Here is a 16023-nt window from a genome sequence, read left to right on the forward strand (position 1 = left end):
TCGGCCAGTCTCGTGACACGGTCGGCCGGCCAACCCCGCGCCGACTCGCCGACCGGACCGAGCAAGGCTTCGCCCGGCCGCCCGCACGGGGCCGTACCGACCGACGAGGAGACGCCGATGGCACCAGCCGCCATCATGCTGGCGGCGGACGCGCCCAAACTGTCGTCCGCCAACACCGGCTTCATGCTCATCTGTTCCGCCCTCGTGATGCTGATGACCCCCGGACTGGCCTTCTTCTACGGAGGCATGGTCCGGGTCAAGAGCACGCTGAACATGCTGATGATGAGCTTCATCAGCCTCGGAGTCGTCACCGTCCTGTGGGTGCTCTACGGCTTCTCGATGGCCTTCGGCACCGACCGGGGCTCCCTCATCGGCTGGACCTCCGGCTTCGTCGGCTTCAGCGGCATCGGCAAGACCGAACTGTGGCCCGGATCCACCATCCCGGTCTTCGTCTTCGCCGTCTTCCAGCTGATGTTCGCGGTCATCACCCCCGCCCTGATCAGCGGAGCCCTGGCCGACCGGGTGAAGTTCAGCGCCTGGACACTGTTCCTGGTCCTGTGGGTCACGGTCGTGTACTTCCCGGTCGCCCACTGGGTCTGGGGCCCCGGCGGCTGGGCCGGCAAGCTCGGCGTGATCGACTTCGCGGGCGGCACCGCGGTCCACATCAACGCCGGCGCGGCGGCACTCGGCGTGATCCTCGTCATCGGGAAGCGCATCGGCTTCAAGAAGGACCCGATGCGCCCGCACAGCCTCCCGCTGGTCATGCTCGGTGCGGGCCTGCTGTGGTTCGGCTGGTTCGGCTTCAACGCCGGTTCCTGGCTCGGCAACGACGACGGCGTCGGCCCGCTGATGTTCGTCAACACCCAGGTGGCCACCGGCACCGCCATGCTCGCCTGGCTCGCCTACGAGAAGATCCGGCACGGCGCGTTCACCACCCTCGGAGCCGCCTCCGGCGCGGTCGCCGGACTGGTCGCGATCACCCCGTCCGGCGGCTCCGTCTCCCCGCTCGGCGCGATGGCCGTGGGCGCCGTCGCCGGAGTCCTGTGCGCCATGGCGGTCGGCCTGAAGTACCGGTTCGGCTACGACGACTCCCTCGACGTGGTCGGCGTCCACATGGTCGGCGGCGTCGTCGGCTCCCTGCTGATCGGCTTCTTCGCCAGCGGCAAGGGCCAGTCCGCCGTCCGGGGCCTGTTCTACGGCGGTGGCCTGGAGCAGTTCTGGAAGCAGTGCGCCGGAGTCTTCGCCGTCCTCGCCTACTCCCTGATCGCCTCCGCGGTCCTCGCCTTCCTCCTGGACCGGACCATCGGCATGCGGGTCACCGAGGACGAGGAGGTCTCTGGCATCGACCAGGCCGAGCACGCCGAGACCGCCTACGACCTCACCGGAGCGGGCGGCGGAGTCGTCGGCGTCGCCACCCCGGCCCTGGCCGCCGCGCAGATCAAGAAGGCCGCCACACGGAGCAGGAAGGTGGACGCATGAAGCTCATCACCGCCGTGGTCAAGCCCCACCGGCTCGACGAGATCAAGGAGGCCCTCCAGTCGTTCGGCGTCAACGGCCTCACCGTCACCGAGGCGAGCGGCTACGGACGCCAGCGCGGCCACACCGAGGTCTACCGCGGAGCCGAGTACACCGTCGACCTGGTGCCCAAGATCCGCATCGAGGTGCTCGTCGAGGACGACGAGGCCGACCATCTGATCGAGGTCGTCGTCAAGGCCGCCCGCACGGGCAAGATCGGTGACGGCAAGGTCTGGTCCGTGCCGGTCGAGACGGCGGTCCGGGTCCGCACCGGCGAGCGCGGCCCGGACGCGCTCTGAACGGCGAGGACAGGAGCCGCCGATGACGGGCGCGGACGTACGAGGCGAAGCGGAGAAAGGCTACGCGGCGGCCCGGCTGCGGCTCCTCACCGAGGGGACACGGTCGGGGCAACCGCGCCGGACCTCGCTCGCCGAACTGACCGACGGCTGGCTCGCGGAGCTGTTCACCGCGGCGGCCGGGGGACTGCGGGGCATCGCCCTCGTCGCCGTGGGCGGCTACGGGCGCGGAGAGCTGTCACCGCGCAGCGACCTGGACCTGCTGCTCCTGCACCACGGCGGCGACCCCGAGGAGATCGCCGCCCTCGCCGACCGCCTCTGGTACCCCGTGTGGGACCTCGGCCTCGCCCTCGACCACGCGGTCCGCACCCCGGCCGAGGCCCGCCGGGCGGCGCGCGAGGACCTCAAGGTCCAGCTCGGCCTGCTGGACGCCCGGCACCTCGCCGGCGACCTCGGCCTGACGACCGCACTGCGCACCGTGATCCTCGCCGACTGGCGCAACCAGGCGCCGGGACGGCTGCCCGAACTCCGCGAACTGTGCGCCGAACGCGCCGAACGGCAGGGCGAGTTGAGGTACCTCCTGGAACCCGACCTCAAAGAGGCCCGCGGCGGCCTGCGGGACGCCACCGCCCTGCGCGCCGTCGCCGCCTCCTGGCTCGCGGACGCCCCGCGCGAGGGCCTCGGCGACGCCCGCCGCCGGCTGCTCGACGTGCGCGACGTCCTGCACCTGACGACGGGTCGCGCCACCGACCGGCTCGCCCTGCAGGACCAGGACCAGGTCGCCGCGGAACTGGGCCTGCCCGACGCCGACGCGCTCCTGCGCCAGGTGTACGAGGCGGCCCGTGTCCTCTCGTACGCCGGTGACGTCACCTGGCGCGAGGTAGGGCGCGTGCTCCGGTCACGCGCCGTGCGGCCGAGGCTGCGCGCCCTGCTCGGCGGCGGGAAGCAGGTCGCGGAGCGCACCCCGCTCGCCGAAGGCGTGGTGGAACAGGACGGCGAGGTCGGGCTCGCCCGCACCGCGCGCCCCGAGCACGACCCCGTGCTGCCGCTGCGCGCCGCTGCCGCCGCCGCGCAGGCGGGCCTGCCGCTCTCCCCGTACGCGGTACGGCACCTCGCCACCACCGCGCGCCCCCTGCCCACGCCCTGGCCGGCCGAGGCCCGCGAACAGCTCGTCACCCTGCTCGGCTCCGGCCGCCCCACCGTCGAGGTCTGGGAGGCACTGGAGGCGGAAGGGCTGATCACCCGGCTCCTGCCCGACTGGGAACGGGTGCGCTGCCGCCCGCAGCGCAACGCCGTCCACCGCTGGACGGTCGACCGCCACCTGATCGAGACCGCCGTCCGCGCCTCCGCCCTCACCCGGCGGGTCGGCCGCCCCGACCTGCTCCTGGTCGCCGCGCTGCTGCACGACATCGGCAAGGGCCGGCCCGGCGACCACTGCGCGGCCGGGGAGCCCATCGCCGTGGAGGTCGCCGGGCGCATCGGCCTCGACCCGGCGGACACCCGGGTGCTCGCCACCCTCGTACGCCACCATCTGCTGCTCGTCCGGACCGCGACCCGGCGCGACCTGGACGACCCGGCCACCGTCCGCGCCGTCGCCGAGGCGGTCGGCACCCAGAGCACCCTCGAACTGCTGCACGCCCTCACCGAGGCGGATGCCCTGGCCACCGGGCCCGCCGCCTGGTCGTCCTGGCGCGGCTCCCTCGTCACCGACCTGGTCGGACGGGTCCGCGCGGTCCTCGCCGGGGACATGCCCGACGAGCCCGAGCCCGCCGCGCCCACCGCCGAGCAGGAGCGTCTCGCCATCGAGGCCTTCCGCACCGGCGGGCCGGCCCTGGCCCTGCGGGCGCGGACCGAGCCGCCCGTCGAGGAGCACCCGGGGGAGCCCGAGCCGCTCGGCGTCGAACTGCTGATAGCCGTCCCCGACCAGCCCGGCGTCCTGCCCTCGGTCGCCGGAGTGCTGGCGACCCACCGGCTCACCGTCCGCACGGCCGAGCTGCGGCCCCTGGACCTGCCGGACGGCGTCGAGGGCGGCTCCGTGCTCCTGCTGGACTGGAGGGTCGCCGCCGAGTACGGCGCTCTGCCCCAGGCCGCCCGGCTGCGCGCCGACCTGGTCCGCGCGCTGGACGGCTCCCTCGACATCGCCGGCCGCCTCGCCGAACGCGACGCCGCCTACCCGCGCCGCCACGGCGTGGCCGCGCCCCCGCCCCGGGTCACGGTCGCCCCCGCCGCCTCCCGGCACGCCACCGTGATCGAGGTCCGCGCCCAGGACGCGCCGGGACTGCTGTTCCGGATCGGACGGGCGCTGGAGGACGCGAAGCTACGGGTGCGCAGCGCCCACGTCAGCACGCTGGGAGCGAACGCTGTGGATGCCTTCTACGTCACCGGCCCCGCGGGCGACCCGCTCCGTGACCAGGAGGCGGCGTGGGTGGCGCGACGGCTGGAGGAGGCGCTGCGGACGTGACCTCGCCGTCATTGTTTGCGTTGATTGTGGTGTGTGCTCCTCGCCTCATGCGGGGATGGTCCGCCGGCTCAGCACGTGCTCAAGGTGGTGAATGCCTGCTCCCCGCCGACGCGGGGCTTGCGTCCCCGCCCGTTCACCCTATGGGCGGGGACGAATCCCTTGCGGGGCCGGATACCCTGGAGGGCGATCCATCCTGTCGCCTATGCCGAGGACCGACGCCGCCGTGTTCGATACTCTCTCCGACCGCCTCTCAGCCACCTTCAAGTCCCTCAGGGGCAAGGGGCGCCTCAGCGAAGCGGACATCGACGCGACGGCTCGCGAGATCCGCATCGCGCTCCTCGAGGCGGACGTGGCCCTGCCCGTTGTCCGGACGTTCATCAAGAACGTGAAGGAAAGGGCCCTTGGAATCGAGATTTCCAAGGCCCTGAACCCTGCGCAGCAGTTCATCAAGATCGTCAACGACGAGCTGGTGACCATCCTCGGCGGGGAGACCCGCCGTCTGCGCTTCGCCAAGCAGCCGCCCACCGTGATCATGCTGGCCGGTCTCCAGGGTGCCGGTAAGACCACCCTCGCGGGCAAGCTCGGCAGGTGGCTCAAGGAGCAGGGCCACTCCCCGCTGCTGGTCGCCTGTGACCTCCAGCGCCCGAACGCCGTCAACCAGCTCAGCGTCGTCGCCGAGCGCGCCGGCGTCGCCGTCTACGCGCCCGAGCCGGGCAACGGCGTGGGCGACCCGGTCAAGGTCGCCAAGGACTCCGTCGAGCACGCGCGGACCCAGGTCCACGACATCGTGATCGTGGACACCGCCGGCCGCCTCGGCATCGACCAGGAGATGATGCAGCAGGCGGCGGACATCAGGGACGTCGTCAGCCCCGACGAGATCCTGTTCGTCGTCGACTCGATGATCGGCCAGGACGCCGTCAACACCGCCGAGGCCTTCCGCGACGGCGTCGGCTTCGACGGCGTGGTGCTGTCCAAGCTCGACGGTGACGCCCGCGGTGGCGCGGCCCTGTCGATCCGGCAGATCACCGGCAAGCCGATCATGTTCGCGTCCAACGGTGAGAAGCTCGACGACTTCGACGCCTTCCACCCGGACCGGATGGCCTCCCGCATCCTCGACATGGGTGACCTGCTCACCCTGATCGAGCAGGCGGAGAAGACGTTCAGCCAGGAAGAGGCCGAGAAGATGGCCTCCAAGCTGGCGTCCAAGAAGGGCCAGGACTTCACCCTGGACGACTTCCTGGCCCAGATGGAGCAGGTCAGGAAGATGGGCAGTATCAGCAAGCTGCTCGGCATGCTGCCCGGCATGGGCCAGATCAAGGACCAGATCAACAACATCGACGAGCGGGACGTCGACCGCACGGCCGCGATCATCAAGTCGATGACCCCGGGCGAGCGCCAGGACCCGACCGTCATCAACGGCTCGCGCCGCGCCCGTATCGCCAAGGGTTCCGGCGTCGAGGTCAGCGCGGTGAAGAACCTGGTCGAGCGGTTCTTCGAGGCGCGCAAGATGATGTCCCGCATGGCCCAGGGCGGCGGGATGCCCGGCATGCCGGGGATCCCGGGCATGGGCGGCGGTCCCGGCCGGTCCAAGAAGCAGCCGAAGAAGGCCAAGGGCAAGCAGCGCTCCGGCAACCCGATGAAGCGCAAGCAGCAGGAGCAGGAGGAGGCCGAGCGCCGCGCCGCCGCCGCCCAGTCCGGCGGCGCCCTCGGACTGCCGCAGCAGGGCGGCCAGGACTTCGAGCTTCCGGACGAGTTCAAGAAGTTCATGGGCTGAGGCCCACCCGAGCGCCGTACGGGACCCGCGTGTCACCCGTACGGCGTCTGGACAACGCCGAGGGCGCCCTTCCGTGGAGGGGCGCCCTCAGTGCGTGCCGGGGTACGCCATGTGCCGTAGCGTCCAGATATGAGCAATGCCGCGCCGTCGCGCGATGGCCCTGACCAGCCGTGGCGCACCGAGGGCACGCCCGACGAGCCGCCCGGGCGGCCCGGCGGCAGGCGGATGCGTGGCAGGTGGTGGGGGCTGCTCGTCACCGCGGTGATCGTCTTCCTGGTGGCCTACGGCGGGCTGAGCTACTACAACCAGGGCAACGAGCCGACGATCTCGTACACCGAGTTCAGCAGGCAGCTCGGCGCCGGCAACGTCGGCACCATCTACTCCAAGGGCGACGCGATCCAGGGCCGGCTCAGGAGCGCCCAGGCCAATCCGCAGGGCGGGGGGAAGTACACCAAGTTCAAGACCCAGCGCCCGGCCTTCGCGGACGACAAGCTCTGGCAGAGCCTGAGCAGCCACCATGTCACGGTGACCGCGCAGCCGGTCGTGCAGGAGCGCGGCCTGCTGCCGAACCTGCTGCTCTCGCTGGCGCCGATCGTGGTGCTGGCCGCGCTGTGGATCTTCTTCGCGCGGCGGATCGGCTCGGGTCTCGGCGGGCCGGGCGGTCTGCTGGGGCGCAAGGCGCCGCCCAGGCCGGTCGAACTCCAGCCGGGCACCCAGCGCACCACCTTCGCGGACGTGGCGGGCATCGACGAGGTCAAGGGCGAGCTGGACGACGTCGTGGACTTCCTGGAGCATCCGGACGCCTATCGCCACATGGGCGCGAAGATGCCGCGCGGGGTGCTGCTCACGGGGGCGCCGGGCACGGGCAAGACGTTGCTCGCGCGGGCCGTGGCCGGTGAGGCGGGTGTGCCGTTCTTCTCGGCGTCGGCGTCCGAGTTCATCGAGATGATCGTGGGGGTGGGTGCCTCCCGGGTGCGCGAGCTGTTCGCCGAGGCCCGCAAGGTGGCGCCGTCGATCGTGTTCATCGACGAGATCGACACCATCGGCCGGGCCCGGGGCGGCGGCGCCTCGATGGGCGGACACGACGAACGCGAGCAGACGCTGAACCAGATCCTGACGGAGATGGACGGCTTCTCCGGCTCGGAGGGCGTCATCGTGCTCGCCGCCACGAACCGCGCCGACGTGCTGGACCCCGCGCTGACCCGGCCGGGCCGTTTCGACCGGGTGGTGAGCGTCTCCCCGCCGGACCGGGGCGGCCGTGAGGCGATCCTGCGGATCCACACCCGCCGGATCCCGCTCGCCCCGGACGTGGACCTCGCCCGGGTGGCGCGTACGACTCCGGGCATGACCGGCGCGGAGCTGGCCAACCTCGCCAACGAGGCCGCCCTGCTCGCGGTCAAGCGGCGGCAGGAGCAGGTGACGCCGACCGACTTCTCGGAAGCGCTGGAGAAGGTCCAGCTCGGCGCCGAACGTGCGCTGGTGATGCCCGAGGAGGAGCGCAGGCGCACCGCGTACCACGAGAGCGGGCACGCCCTGCTGGGCATGCTCCAGCCCGGTGCCGACCCCGTTCGCAAGATCACCATCGTGCCGCGCGGGAGGGCGCTCGGGGTGACGCTGTCGACGCCCGAGTCCGACAAGTACGCGTACACGGAGGAGTACCTGCGGGGCCGCATCATCGGCGCGCTGGGTGGCATGGCGGCGGAACACGTCGTCTACGGGGTGATCACGACGGGCTCCGAGCACGACCTCGAACAGGTCACCGGCATCGCGCGCGGGATGGTGGCCCGCTGGGGCATGAGCGAGCATGTGGGCCGTCTCTCCGCCCTCCCGGACGACGCCCAGCAGGCCTACGGGCTCGCCGCCGCCCCACAGACCCTGGACGCCATCGACAGCGAGATGCGGCGCATCGTCGACGAGTGCTACGACGAGGCGTGCCGCAAGCTGCGTGACCACCGGGAGCAGCTGGACGCGCTGGCGCAGGCGCTGCTGGAGAACGAGACGCTGGAGGAGGCCGACGCCTACCGGGTCGCCGGGGTCACCCGGCTGCGCAAGGAGGCGGAGGCCGGCGACGGCGTCCGGTGAGACCCGTTCCGCGAGGTTCAGGGCGTCCGTGCGATCAGGTACCGGAAGACGTTGGGCATCCACACGGTGCCGTCAGGGCGCTGGTGCGCGTGCAGGGCCTCGGCGAGTTCCTTGTCGACCTGGTCCTGGTCGGTGGCGGCGACGGCCGCGTCGAACAGCCCCGTGGAGAGCAGTCCGCGCACCGCGCTGTCGAGGTCGGCGTACCCGAACGGGCAGGCGACGCGGCCGGAACCGTCGGGCCGCAGGCCGGCGCACTGGGCCACCTCCTCCAGGTCGTCGCGCAGGGCGGGGCGCCAGCTTCCGGGACTGCGCAGCGGATCGGCGAGCTTGGTGGCCACCCGCAGCACGGACGAGGTCGCACACCGCTCCGGCGGTCCCCAGCCTGCGAGGACCACGGGCGCCCCTTTCTCGGCGAGCGGTGTCGCGGCGGCCAGCAGACCGGCGAGCCCCTCCGAGTCGCCCGCGAGGCAGCCGATCGGCTCGAAGGCGGTCACGAGGGTGTACGGGTCGGCTCCGGGGCCGGCCGCGTCCCGTGGTGACCCGTCGACGATCCGGGCAGCCGTACGCGTACGTGTGTTCCACGGCTCCGGCAGCAGCCGCTGCCGGGCGAGGGCGAGCCGCTCCGGGCAGGAGCGGTCGACGCCGGTGACCGTCGCCCCTCTGGCCGCGGCCAGGAGCAGGGCGAGTCCGGAGCCGCAGCCGAGGGCCAGCAGCCGGGTGCCGGAGCCCACCTCCAGCCGCGCGTAGACGGCCTCGTGGAGCGGGACCAGCATCCGCTCCTGGATCTCGGACCAGTCACGCGCGCGTGCGCGTGGCTCCGAGTCGGCCGCTGTCGCCGTGTTCTGTAAGTGCTGCCGCACGAGCGCAGGTGTCATGGATAGGAGCCCCAATCCGCCGAGTGCTGCCGTTGTGCCCGGTTCCGTGGCCCCCGTGCAGTGCGCTCCCACTTCCCCCGTATGCCAGATAACTGCGTGCCCTCGCCCGCGTCCAGGGGTCGCGGGGCCCCGCTTGCCTCCTGGGGCGGTACGGGCCGGGATTTCACGTACCGGCAACCTGGGCCCGAGATCGACGTGGCCGGAAGTCGGCTGTCCCGTGGGCCGGTGTCGGACGCGGCGAGCGCACCGGGTAACGTCGGGGGTCTCCGACCGGTTGAGGCTCTTTGGCCCTGGAAGCGGCCGAAACGCCTCTTGCGCGTGGCCCGATCCCGCCGCCCCCGGCGTGCGGGAGTGTCGTACGCGCCGGTGCGTACTCCCTTTGCGCACCACCTTGGGATGAGCTGTGCGGCTTCTCCGCAGATCAGCGCACCCGCCCTCGTCAGGACGCATCAGTGACGACTGACGGGTACGTGCAAATTATTTGGGATGCCCCGGAATAGGAACACAGCGGCCCTTCGGCTCGTTGTCATTACGTGAGCACGACACCACCTGTTCTCGCCGCAGAGCTGGCGCAGGCGTGGGCCGACATTCAGCGGTACCACCCCGAGCTGCCGGACCTTGCCGCGCCTGAGTCCCTGATCGGGGAGTCCTCGTCCGCATGCGGACACGAACTCTCCTTCGAGCGACTGCTTCACGAGGCAGTCCATGGCGTAGCCGCCGCGCGCGGCGTACGCGACACGTCCCGTGCCGGCCGCTACCACAACCGCAGGTTCCTCGCGATCTCCGAGGAGCTGGGCCTGGACCACCCCGAGGAGCCGCATCCGAGCAGCGGCTTCTCGCTGGTCACGCTCAGCCCCGAGGCGAAGCGGCGCTACCGCCCGACGATCGAGCGCCTCCAGCGTGCGCTGAAGGCGCACTCGGCCGCCACCTCCACCGACACCGGCCGCAGCTTCCGCGGACCCGCCGCCCGGCACGGTTCCTCCGGTGGCGGGGTCAGGGTCAAGGCGGTGTGCGACTGCGGCCGCAATGTGCGGGTCGTCCCCTCTGTCCTGGCCCAGGCCCCGATCATGTGCGGCGGCTGCGGCAAGCCGTTCAGGATCCCGGAGCCGGTGGGCGCGGCGGCCGGCTGACCGGCCGACGGCGTCCCGGCATCTCGTGGGTGCCGGACGAGCAGCAGGACGGTGCGCGGGGCGCCGCCGTACCCGGCGGCGCCCCCCGTCGACGTGGTTAGGCCCCCGCGTTTCACGGCACCCGGGGCGCCGGGTGCCGCTCAGTCGTGCCCGGAAGCGGCCCCTACGCCCTCCGCGGAAAGCGCCCCACCGGGTGTGGCACAATGGCTAGCTGTACTCGACAGCCGCATAGGACCCCTCTCTCCTCCGGCTGACGCGTCCGTCGGGCACTCGGGTACCGCAACCCCACGCGGCGTCTCCGCCGTGCCCAACCACGTCAAATCCAGGAGAACCCACTCCCGTGGCAGTCAAGATCAAGCTGAAGCGTCTGGGCAAGATCCGTTCGCCTCACTACCGCATCGTCGTCGCCGACTCCCGTACCCGCCGTGACGGCCGGGCCATCGAGGAGATCGGTCTGTACCACCCGGTGCAGAACCCCTCGCGCATCGAGGTCAACGCCGAGCGTGCGGCGTACTGGCTCTCCGTCGGCGCCCAGCCGACCGAGCCCGTGCTCGCCATCCTGAAGAAGACCGGCGACTGGCAGAAGTTCAAGGGCGAGCCCGCCCCTGCGCCGCTGCTCCAGCCGGCCGAGAAGGCCACGCGCCCGTCGTTCGAGGCCCTCGGTGGTGACGACGAGAACAAGGGTGAGGCCATCACCCAGAAGAAGAAGGCTGAGAAGAAGGACGAGGCCGGCGCCGAGTCTTCTTCGGCTGAGTCGACCGAGGCCTGAGCAGCATGCTCGAGGAGGCGCTTGAGCACCTCGTGAAGGGCATCGTCGACAACCCTGACGATGTGCAGGTCGCCTCGCGCGACCTGCGCCGCGGGCGCGTGCTCGAGGTCCGGGTCCACCCGGACGACCTCGGTAAGGTGATCGGCCGCAACGGCCGCACCGCGCGCGCCCTGCGCACCGTCGTGGGCGCCATCGGCGGCCGCGGAGTCCGTGTCGACCTCGTCGACGTGGACCACGTCCGCTGACGCTTTGCGCAACCGGCTCGGGCCGGGGAGGGCCGCTGGGCCGTCCCCGGCCCGTAGTCGTATGAGCCGCCCGGTGGCTCGTGTTCTGACGTTCCGACAGGAGATCTTCCACGTGCAGCTGGTAGTCGCACGGATCGGCCGCGCCCACGGCATCAAGGGCGAGGTCACCGTGGAGGTACGTACCGACGAGCCCGAACTGCGGCTCGCCCCCGGCGCCGTCCTGGCCACCGACCCGGCGTCCGCCGGTCCGCTGACCATCGAGACGGGCCGCGTCCACAGCGGCCGCCTCCTGCTGCGCTTCGAGGACGTGAGCGACCGCAGCGCCGCCGAGGCCCTGCGCAACACCCTCCTGATCGCCGAGATCGACCCGGAGGAGCTTCCCGAGGGCGAGGACGAGTACTACGACCACCAGCTGATGGACCTCGACGTCGTTCTGGAGGACGGCACGGAGATCGGCCGGATCACCGAGATCTCCCACCTGCCCTCCCAGGACCTGCTGATCGTCGAGCGTCCGGACGGCACCGAGGTGATGATCCCGTTCGTCGGGGAGATCGTCACCGAGATCGACCTGGAGGAGCAGCGGGCGGTCGTCGACCCGCCGCCCGGCCTCATCGACGACCGCTCCGAGCCCGACGAGGCCGCCGATGGGCCCGGCGCCTCCTCCCGCACGCCCGCGGAGGACTCGGAGGACACGGCGAACTCGGAGGACGAGTCCTGATGCGGCTCGACGTCGTCACGATCTTCCCCGAGTACCTGGAGCCCCTGAACGTCTCCCTCGTCGGCAAGGCACGCGCGCGCGGGCAGCTGAACGTGCACGTCCACGATCTGCGCGGCTGGACGTACGACCGCCACCACACGGTCGACGACACGCCCTACGGCGGCGGTCCGGGCATGGTCATGAAGACCGAGCCCTGGGGCGACGCCCTGGACACCGTCCTCGCCGACGGCTACGAGACCGGCTCCCACACGCCCGCGCTCATCGTCCCGACACCCAGCGGCCGCCCCTTCACCCAGGAGCTCGCCGTGGAGCTCTCCGAGCGCCCCTGGCTGATCTTCACACCGGCCCGCTACGAGGGCATCGACCGCCGGGTGATGGACGAGTACGCCACCCGCATGCCCGTCTACGAGGTCTCCATCGGCGACTACGTCCTCGCCGGCGGCGAGGCGGCCGTACTGGTCGTCACCGAGGCCGTGGCGCGGCTGCTGCCCGGCGTCCTCGGCAACGCCGAGTCGCACCGCGACGACTCCTTCGCGCCCGGCACCATGGCCAACCTCCTGGAGGGCCCCGTCTACACCAAGCCGCCCCTCTGGCGCGGCCAGGGCATCCCCGAGGTGCTGCTCAGCGGCCACCACGGCAAGATCGCCCGCTGGCGGCGCGACGAGGCCCTGCGGCGTACGACGGCCCACCGGCCCGACCTGATCGAGCGCTGCGATCCGAAGGTCTTCGACAAGAAGGACCGCGAGATGCTGTCCATCCTGGGCTGGGCGCCGGACGCCGAGGGCGGGTCGCGGGGCCGATTTTGGCGCCGGACCGACGGCATGGAAGAATAGACCGCTGTTGTGCGCCGTCCGGCGTGCGCCCCTGCCGCAGGGGGACACGACGCCCGTTCCGACCCGCGCAGCACCCGATCCCGTACATCTAGTTCCCGTTGATGACCTGTGGCATCAACGAAGAAAGCAGACGAAATGTCTCACCTGCTCGACTCCGTCGACGCCGCGTCGCTGCGCGAGGACGTCCCGGCCTTCCGCCCGGGCGACACCGTCAACGTGCACGTCCGCGTCATCGAGGGCAACCGCTCCCGTGTGCAGCAGTTCAAGGGCGTGGTGATCCGTCGCCAGGGCTCCGGCGTGCGCGAGACCTTCACGGTCCGCAAGGTCTCCTTCTCCGTCGGCGTCGAGCGCACCTTCCCGGTGCACACCCCGATCGTGGAGAAGATCGAGCTCGTCACCAAGGGTGACGTGCGCCGCGCCAAGCTGTACTACCTGCGCGAGCTGCGCGGCAAGGCCGCGAAGATCAAGGAGAAGCGCGAGCACTGAGCGCCTCCCGGAGTTCATGGCGGGGCCGGATAACATTCGGCCCCGATGGACACCGAAGCACAGCAGACGGAGCGCGACCGCTCCTCCCGCCCTTGTGATGGCGAACCCGGGACGACCCCGGGGACGCGGGGGCCGGAGGAACGGTCGCGTTTCGCGTTGATCTCGCGGATCACCGAGTGGCTCCCAGGCGGGAGGATCACCCTGACCGCGCTGAGCTGCCTGGTCCTCCTGCTGCTCCTCAACACGTTCGTGATCCAGCCGTTCGAGATTCCGAGCGGATCCATGGAGCCGGGATTGAGGATCGGGGACCGCGTTGCCGTAAACAAGTTGGCGTACCGTTTTGGAGCCGTGCCGCGGCGCGGCGATGTCGTCGTGTTCGACGGCACCGGGTACTTCGGGGACGGCGACTACATCAAACGCGTTGTGGGTGTGGGCGGAGACCATGTGGTCTGCTGTGACAAGGAGGGCAGAATCCAGGTGAACGGCCGGTCGGCCGACGAGTCGGCGTTCCTCTATCCCGGTGACAGCCCGTCCACCGTGCCCTTCGACGTGGTCGTGCCCGAGGGCACCCTGTTCGTCCTCGGTGACCACCGCGGCGACTCCAGCGACTCCCGCGACCATCTGGGCTCGCCGGGCGGCGGCATGATCCCGGTCGGCGAAGTGATCGGCCGGGCCGACTGGATCGTCTGGCCCTTCGGCCACCGGACCCACCTGCACCGCCCGGACGCGTACGCGCGCGTGCCGGCGGCCGGCCACGCGGACGGCACCCATGGGTAGCCGCGGCAGACCGCGCGGCGTCTCCGCCGCAGCCGCCGACAACCTCCTGCCCACCGGGGCACGGCGTGCCGCCGGCCCGGCCGGCGGCCGCAGCCGCGCGGAGCGGCGCAAGCTGCAACGCAAGGTCAAGCGGCGGCGCAGGCGCTCCGCGGTCCGGGAGATACCGCTCCTGGTCGGCGTCGCCGTGCTCATAGCCCTGGTGCTGAAGACCTTCCTCGTACAGGCCTTCGTGATCCCGTCCGGCTCCATGGAGCAGACGATCCAGATCGGCGACCGGGTCCTGGTCGACAAGTTCACCCCGTGGTTCGGTGCCAAGCCACAGCGCGGGGACGTCGTCGTCTTCCACGACCCGGGCGGCTGGCTGGCCGGGGAGCAGACCGCCCACCAGGACGACCCCGTCGGCGTCAAGCAGGTCAAGCAGGGCCTGACCTTCATCGGCCTGCTGCCCTCCGACGACGAGAAGGACCTCATCAAGCGGGTCGTCGGCGTCGGCGGTGACCACGTCAAGTGCTGCGACACCCAGGGCAGGATGACCGTCAACGGCGTTCCCCTGAACGAGGGGGCTTACCTCCATCCGGGCAACGCACCCTCCAACACCCAGTTCGACATCACCGTCCCCCGGGGCCGGCTGTGGGTGATGGGCGACCACCGGGACAACTCCGCCGACTCGCGGGCCCACCAGGACACCCCGTACGGTGGCACCGTCGCGGAGACGTCCGTGGTGGGGCGGGCCATGGTCATCGGCTGGCCCGTCGGCCACTGGACCATGCTGAAGGAGCCGAAAACCTTCTCCTCCGTGTCCGACGCGGCGGCGGGGTCGACCGCAGCTCCCCGGCTGTCGCATAGGGTTGCCCCGGACGATCCGAACGGATCGGTTCGACTCCCGAGCCCTGCGGAACTCCCGCTCGTTATGGGAGTGGTGGGCCTGCGCCGCGCATGGGGCAGGCGGTGGCACGGAGTGAGGAGTTGGCGTGGGGGATGTGGCGGTCGGCGCACGGTCCGGACACGACGGCGAGGAGCACCGCGGACACCCCGAAGGAGCGGCGGACCCCGCCGCGCGCGGCGCCGTGGCCTCCGGGAGTGAGAGCGAAACAGCCGAGGACGGCACGGTGACGGAGTACAACGACGGCGGTGACCAGGGAAGCGGGAGCACCCCCGAGGCGAGGAAGCCCCGCTCCTTCTGGAAGGAGCTGCCCATCCTGATCGGTATCGCGCTGGTGCTGGCGCTGCTGATCAAGACCTTCCTCGTACAGGCGTTCTCGATTCCCTCGGACTCGATGCAGAACACCCTTCAGCGGGGCGACCGCGTCCTGGTCGACAAGCTGACCCCGTGGTTCGGCTCCGAGCCCGAGCGCGGCGAGGTCGTCGTCTTCCACGACCCGGACGACTGGCTGGCGGGCGAGCCGGCGGCCAGCCCGAACGCGTTGCAGACGGTGCTCAGCTGGATCGGCCTGATGCCGTCCGCGGAGGAGAAGGACCTCATCAAGCGCGTCATCGGCGTCGGCGGCGACACCGTCGAGTGCAAGAACACCGGCCCGCTGCTGGTCAACGGCAAGCCGCTGGACGAGCAGTCGTACGTCTACGCGGGCAACACGCCGTGCAGCGTCGACGACCAGGGCGGCCAGTTCAAGGTGCACGTGCCCAAGGGCTTCATCTGGGTCATGGGTGACCACCGGCAGAACTCCCGGGACTCGCGCTACAACCAGAGCGACAAGAACCACGGCATGGTCCCGGTGAAGGAGGTCGTCGGCCGTGCCATCGTCAAGGCCTGGCCGATCAACCGCTGGGGCACGCTGCCCGTTCCGGACACCTTCGACCAGCAGGGCCTCAACCAGCAGTCCTCGGCGGCGGGCGCCCTGTCGGTGGCCCCGAGGGCGTGGCCCTGACCGCGGTCGTGCCGGTGGCGGTGTGGCGGCGCAGGCGGGCCGCGAAGGCCGCGGCCGGCACGGGCACGCCGACGGCGGCCACGGGAGGCCGCTGAGCCCCGCCCGCTGCGGCTCGCGCTCGTGAGTCCACCGCTGTGAAGCCCTTGTGGAGCGAGCGGCGGTGGCCGGGCAGGAGG

14 protein-coding genes and 1 pseudogene are annotated in these 16023 nt (G+C 71.5%); 14 read left to right on the top strand and 1 reads right to left on the bottom strand.

From position 1 onward, the window contains the following. Positions 1-117 precede the first annotated feature (117 nt). The 5 genes from OIE49_RS25425 to ftsH all read left to right on the top strand — a co-directional run bounded on the left by OIE49_RS25425 (position 118) and on the right by ftsH (position 8128). The gene (locus OIE49_RS25425) at positions 118-1479 is read left to right on the top strand and encodes an ammonium transporter (RefSeq protein WP_326804281.1); all 1362 of its coding nucleotides are present in this window, start codon (positions 118-120) and stop codon (positions 1477-1479) included. After that, entirely contained in the window at positions 1476-1814 is a 339-nt protein-coding gene (locus tag OIE49_RS25430) for a P-II family nitrogen regulator (RefSeq protein ID WP_326804282.1), read from the top strand. Before OIE49_RS25425 ends, OIE49_RS25430 begins: the two co-directional genes overlap by 4 nt. 22 nt (positions 1815-1836) lie before the next feature. Next, positions 1837-4272, top strand: a complete 2436-nt coding sequence (locus OIE49_RS25435) for a [protein-PII] uridylyltransferase (RefSeq protein ID WP_326804283.1) — start codon at positions 1837-1839, stop codon at positions 4270-4272. 223 nt (positions 4273-4495) lie between these two features. Continuing rightward, entirely contained in the window at positions 4496-6046 is a 1551-nt protein-coding gene (gene ffh, locus OIE49_RS25440; RefSeq protein WP_326806326.1) for a signal recognition particle protein, read from the top strand. Between the two features lie 129 nt (positions 6047-6175). Continuing rightward, a complete protein-coding gene (ftsH, locus tag OIE49_RS25445; RefSeq protein ID WP_326804284.1) occupies positions 6176-8128 on the top strand; it encodes an ATP-dependent zinc metalloprotease FtsH in 1953 nt (650 codons plus the stop codon). Positions 8129-8145: 17 nt separating this feature from the next. Here the strand turns inward: ftsH and OIE49_RS25450 are convergent, their stop codons facing one another. After that, positions 8146-9003 (bottom strand): class I SAM-dependent methyltransferase, encoded by an 858-nt coding sequence (locus tag OIE49_RS25450; protein WP_326804285.1) that lies wholly within the window; start codon positions 9001-9003, stop codon positions 8146-8148. Positions 9004-9536: 533 nt separating this feature from the next. Between OIE49_RS25450 and OIE49_RS25455 the strand changes: the two genes are divergently transcribed. The 9 genes and pseudogenes from OIE49_RS25455 (at position 9537) to lepB (OIE49_RS25495) (ending at position 15942) form a co-directional block, all read left to right on the top strand. Beyond that, on the top strand, positions 9537-10133 hold the full coding sequence (locus OIE49_RS25455) for a hypothetical protein (protein WP_100571734.1): 597 nt from the start codon (positions 9537-9539) through the stop codon (positions 10131-10133). A gap of 340 nt (positions 10134-10473) precedes the next feature. After that, positions 10474-10902, top strand: coding sequence for a 30S ribosomal protein S16 (rpsP, locus tag OIE49_RS25460; RefSeq protein WP_326804286.1), 429 nt, complete (start codon positions 10474-10476; stop codon positions 10900-10902). 5 nt (positions 10903-10907) lie between these two features. Beyond that, positions 10908-11147: an RNA-binding protein gene (locus OIE49_RS25465; protein WP_005479813.1), complete on the top strand. Its 240-nt coding sequence runs from the start codon at positions 10908-10910 to the stop codon at positions 11145-11147. Positions 11148-11259: 112 nt separating this feature from the next. Next, positions 11260-11865, top strand: a complete 606-nt coding sequence (rimM, locus tag OIE49_RS25470) for a ribosome maturation factor RimM (RefSeq protein ID WP_326804287.1) — start codon at positions 11260-11262, stop codon at positions 11863-11865. Continuing rightward, positions 11865-12698 carry a tRNA (guanosine(37)-N1)-methyltransferase TrmD gene (gene trmD, locus OIE49_RS25475; protein ID WP_326804288.1) on the top strand — a complete coding sequence of 278 codons (834 nt, stop codon included), beginning with the start codon at positions 11865-11867 and terminating at the stop codon, positions 12696-12698. Before rimM ends, trmD begins: the two co-directional genes overlap by 1 nt. Positions 12699-12833: 135 nt before the next feature. Next, entirely contained in the window at positions 12834-13184 is a 351-nt protein-coding gene (rplS, locus tag OIE49_RS25480) for a 50S ribosomal protein L19 (RefSeq protein ID WP_100571731.1), read from the top strand. A gap of 45 nt (positions 13185-13229) precedes the next feature. Beyond that, positions 13230-13961: a signal peptidase I gene (lepB, locus tag OIE49_RS25485; protein ID WP_326804289.1), complete on the top strand. Its 732-nt coding sequence runs from the start codon at positions 13230-13232 to the stop codon at positions 13959-13961. Next, the gene (lepB, locus tag OIE49_RS25490) at positions 13954-15045 is read left to right on the top strand and encodes a signal peptidase I (protein ID WP_326804290.1); all 1092 of its coding nucleotides are present in this window, start codon (positions 13954-13956) and stop codon (positions 15043-15045) included. The genes lepB (OIE49_RS25485) and lepB (OIE49_RS25490) overlap by 8 nt, the downstream gene beginning before the upstream one ends. Continuing rightward, positions 14933-15942: pseudogene (gene lepB, locus OIE49_RS25495) on the top strand (signal peptidase I). The gene lepB (OIE49_RS25490) and the pseudogene lepB (OIE49_RS25495) overlap by 113 nt, the downstream one beginning before the upstream one ends. The last annotated feature ends 81 nt before the right edge of the window (positions 15943-16023 follow it).

This window comes from Streptomyces sp. NBC_01788 (assembly GCF_035917575.1).
GTDB lineage: Bacteria > Actinomycetota > Actinomycetes > Streptomycetales > Streptomycetaceae > Streptomyces.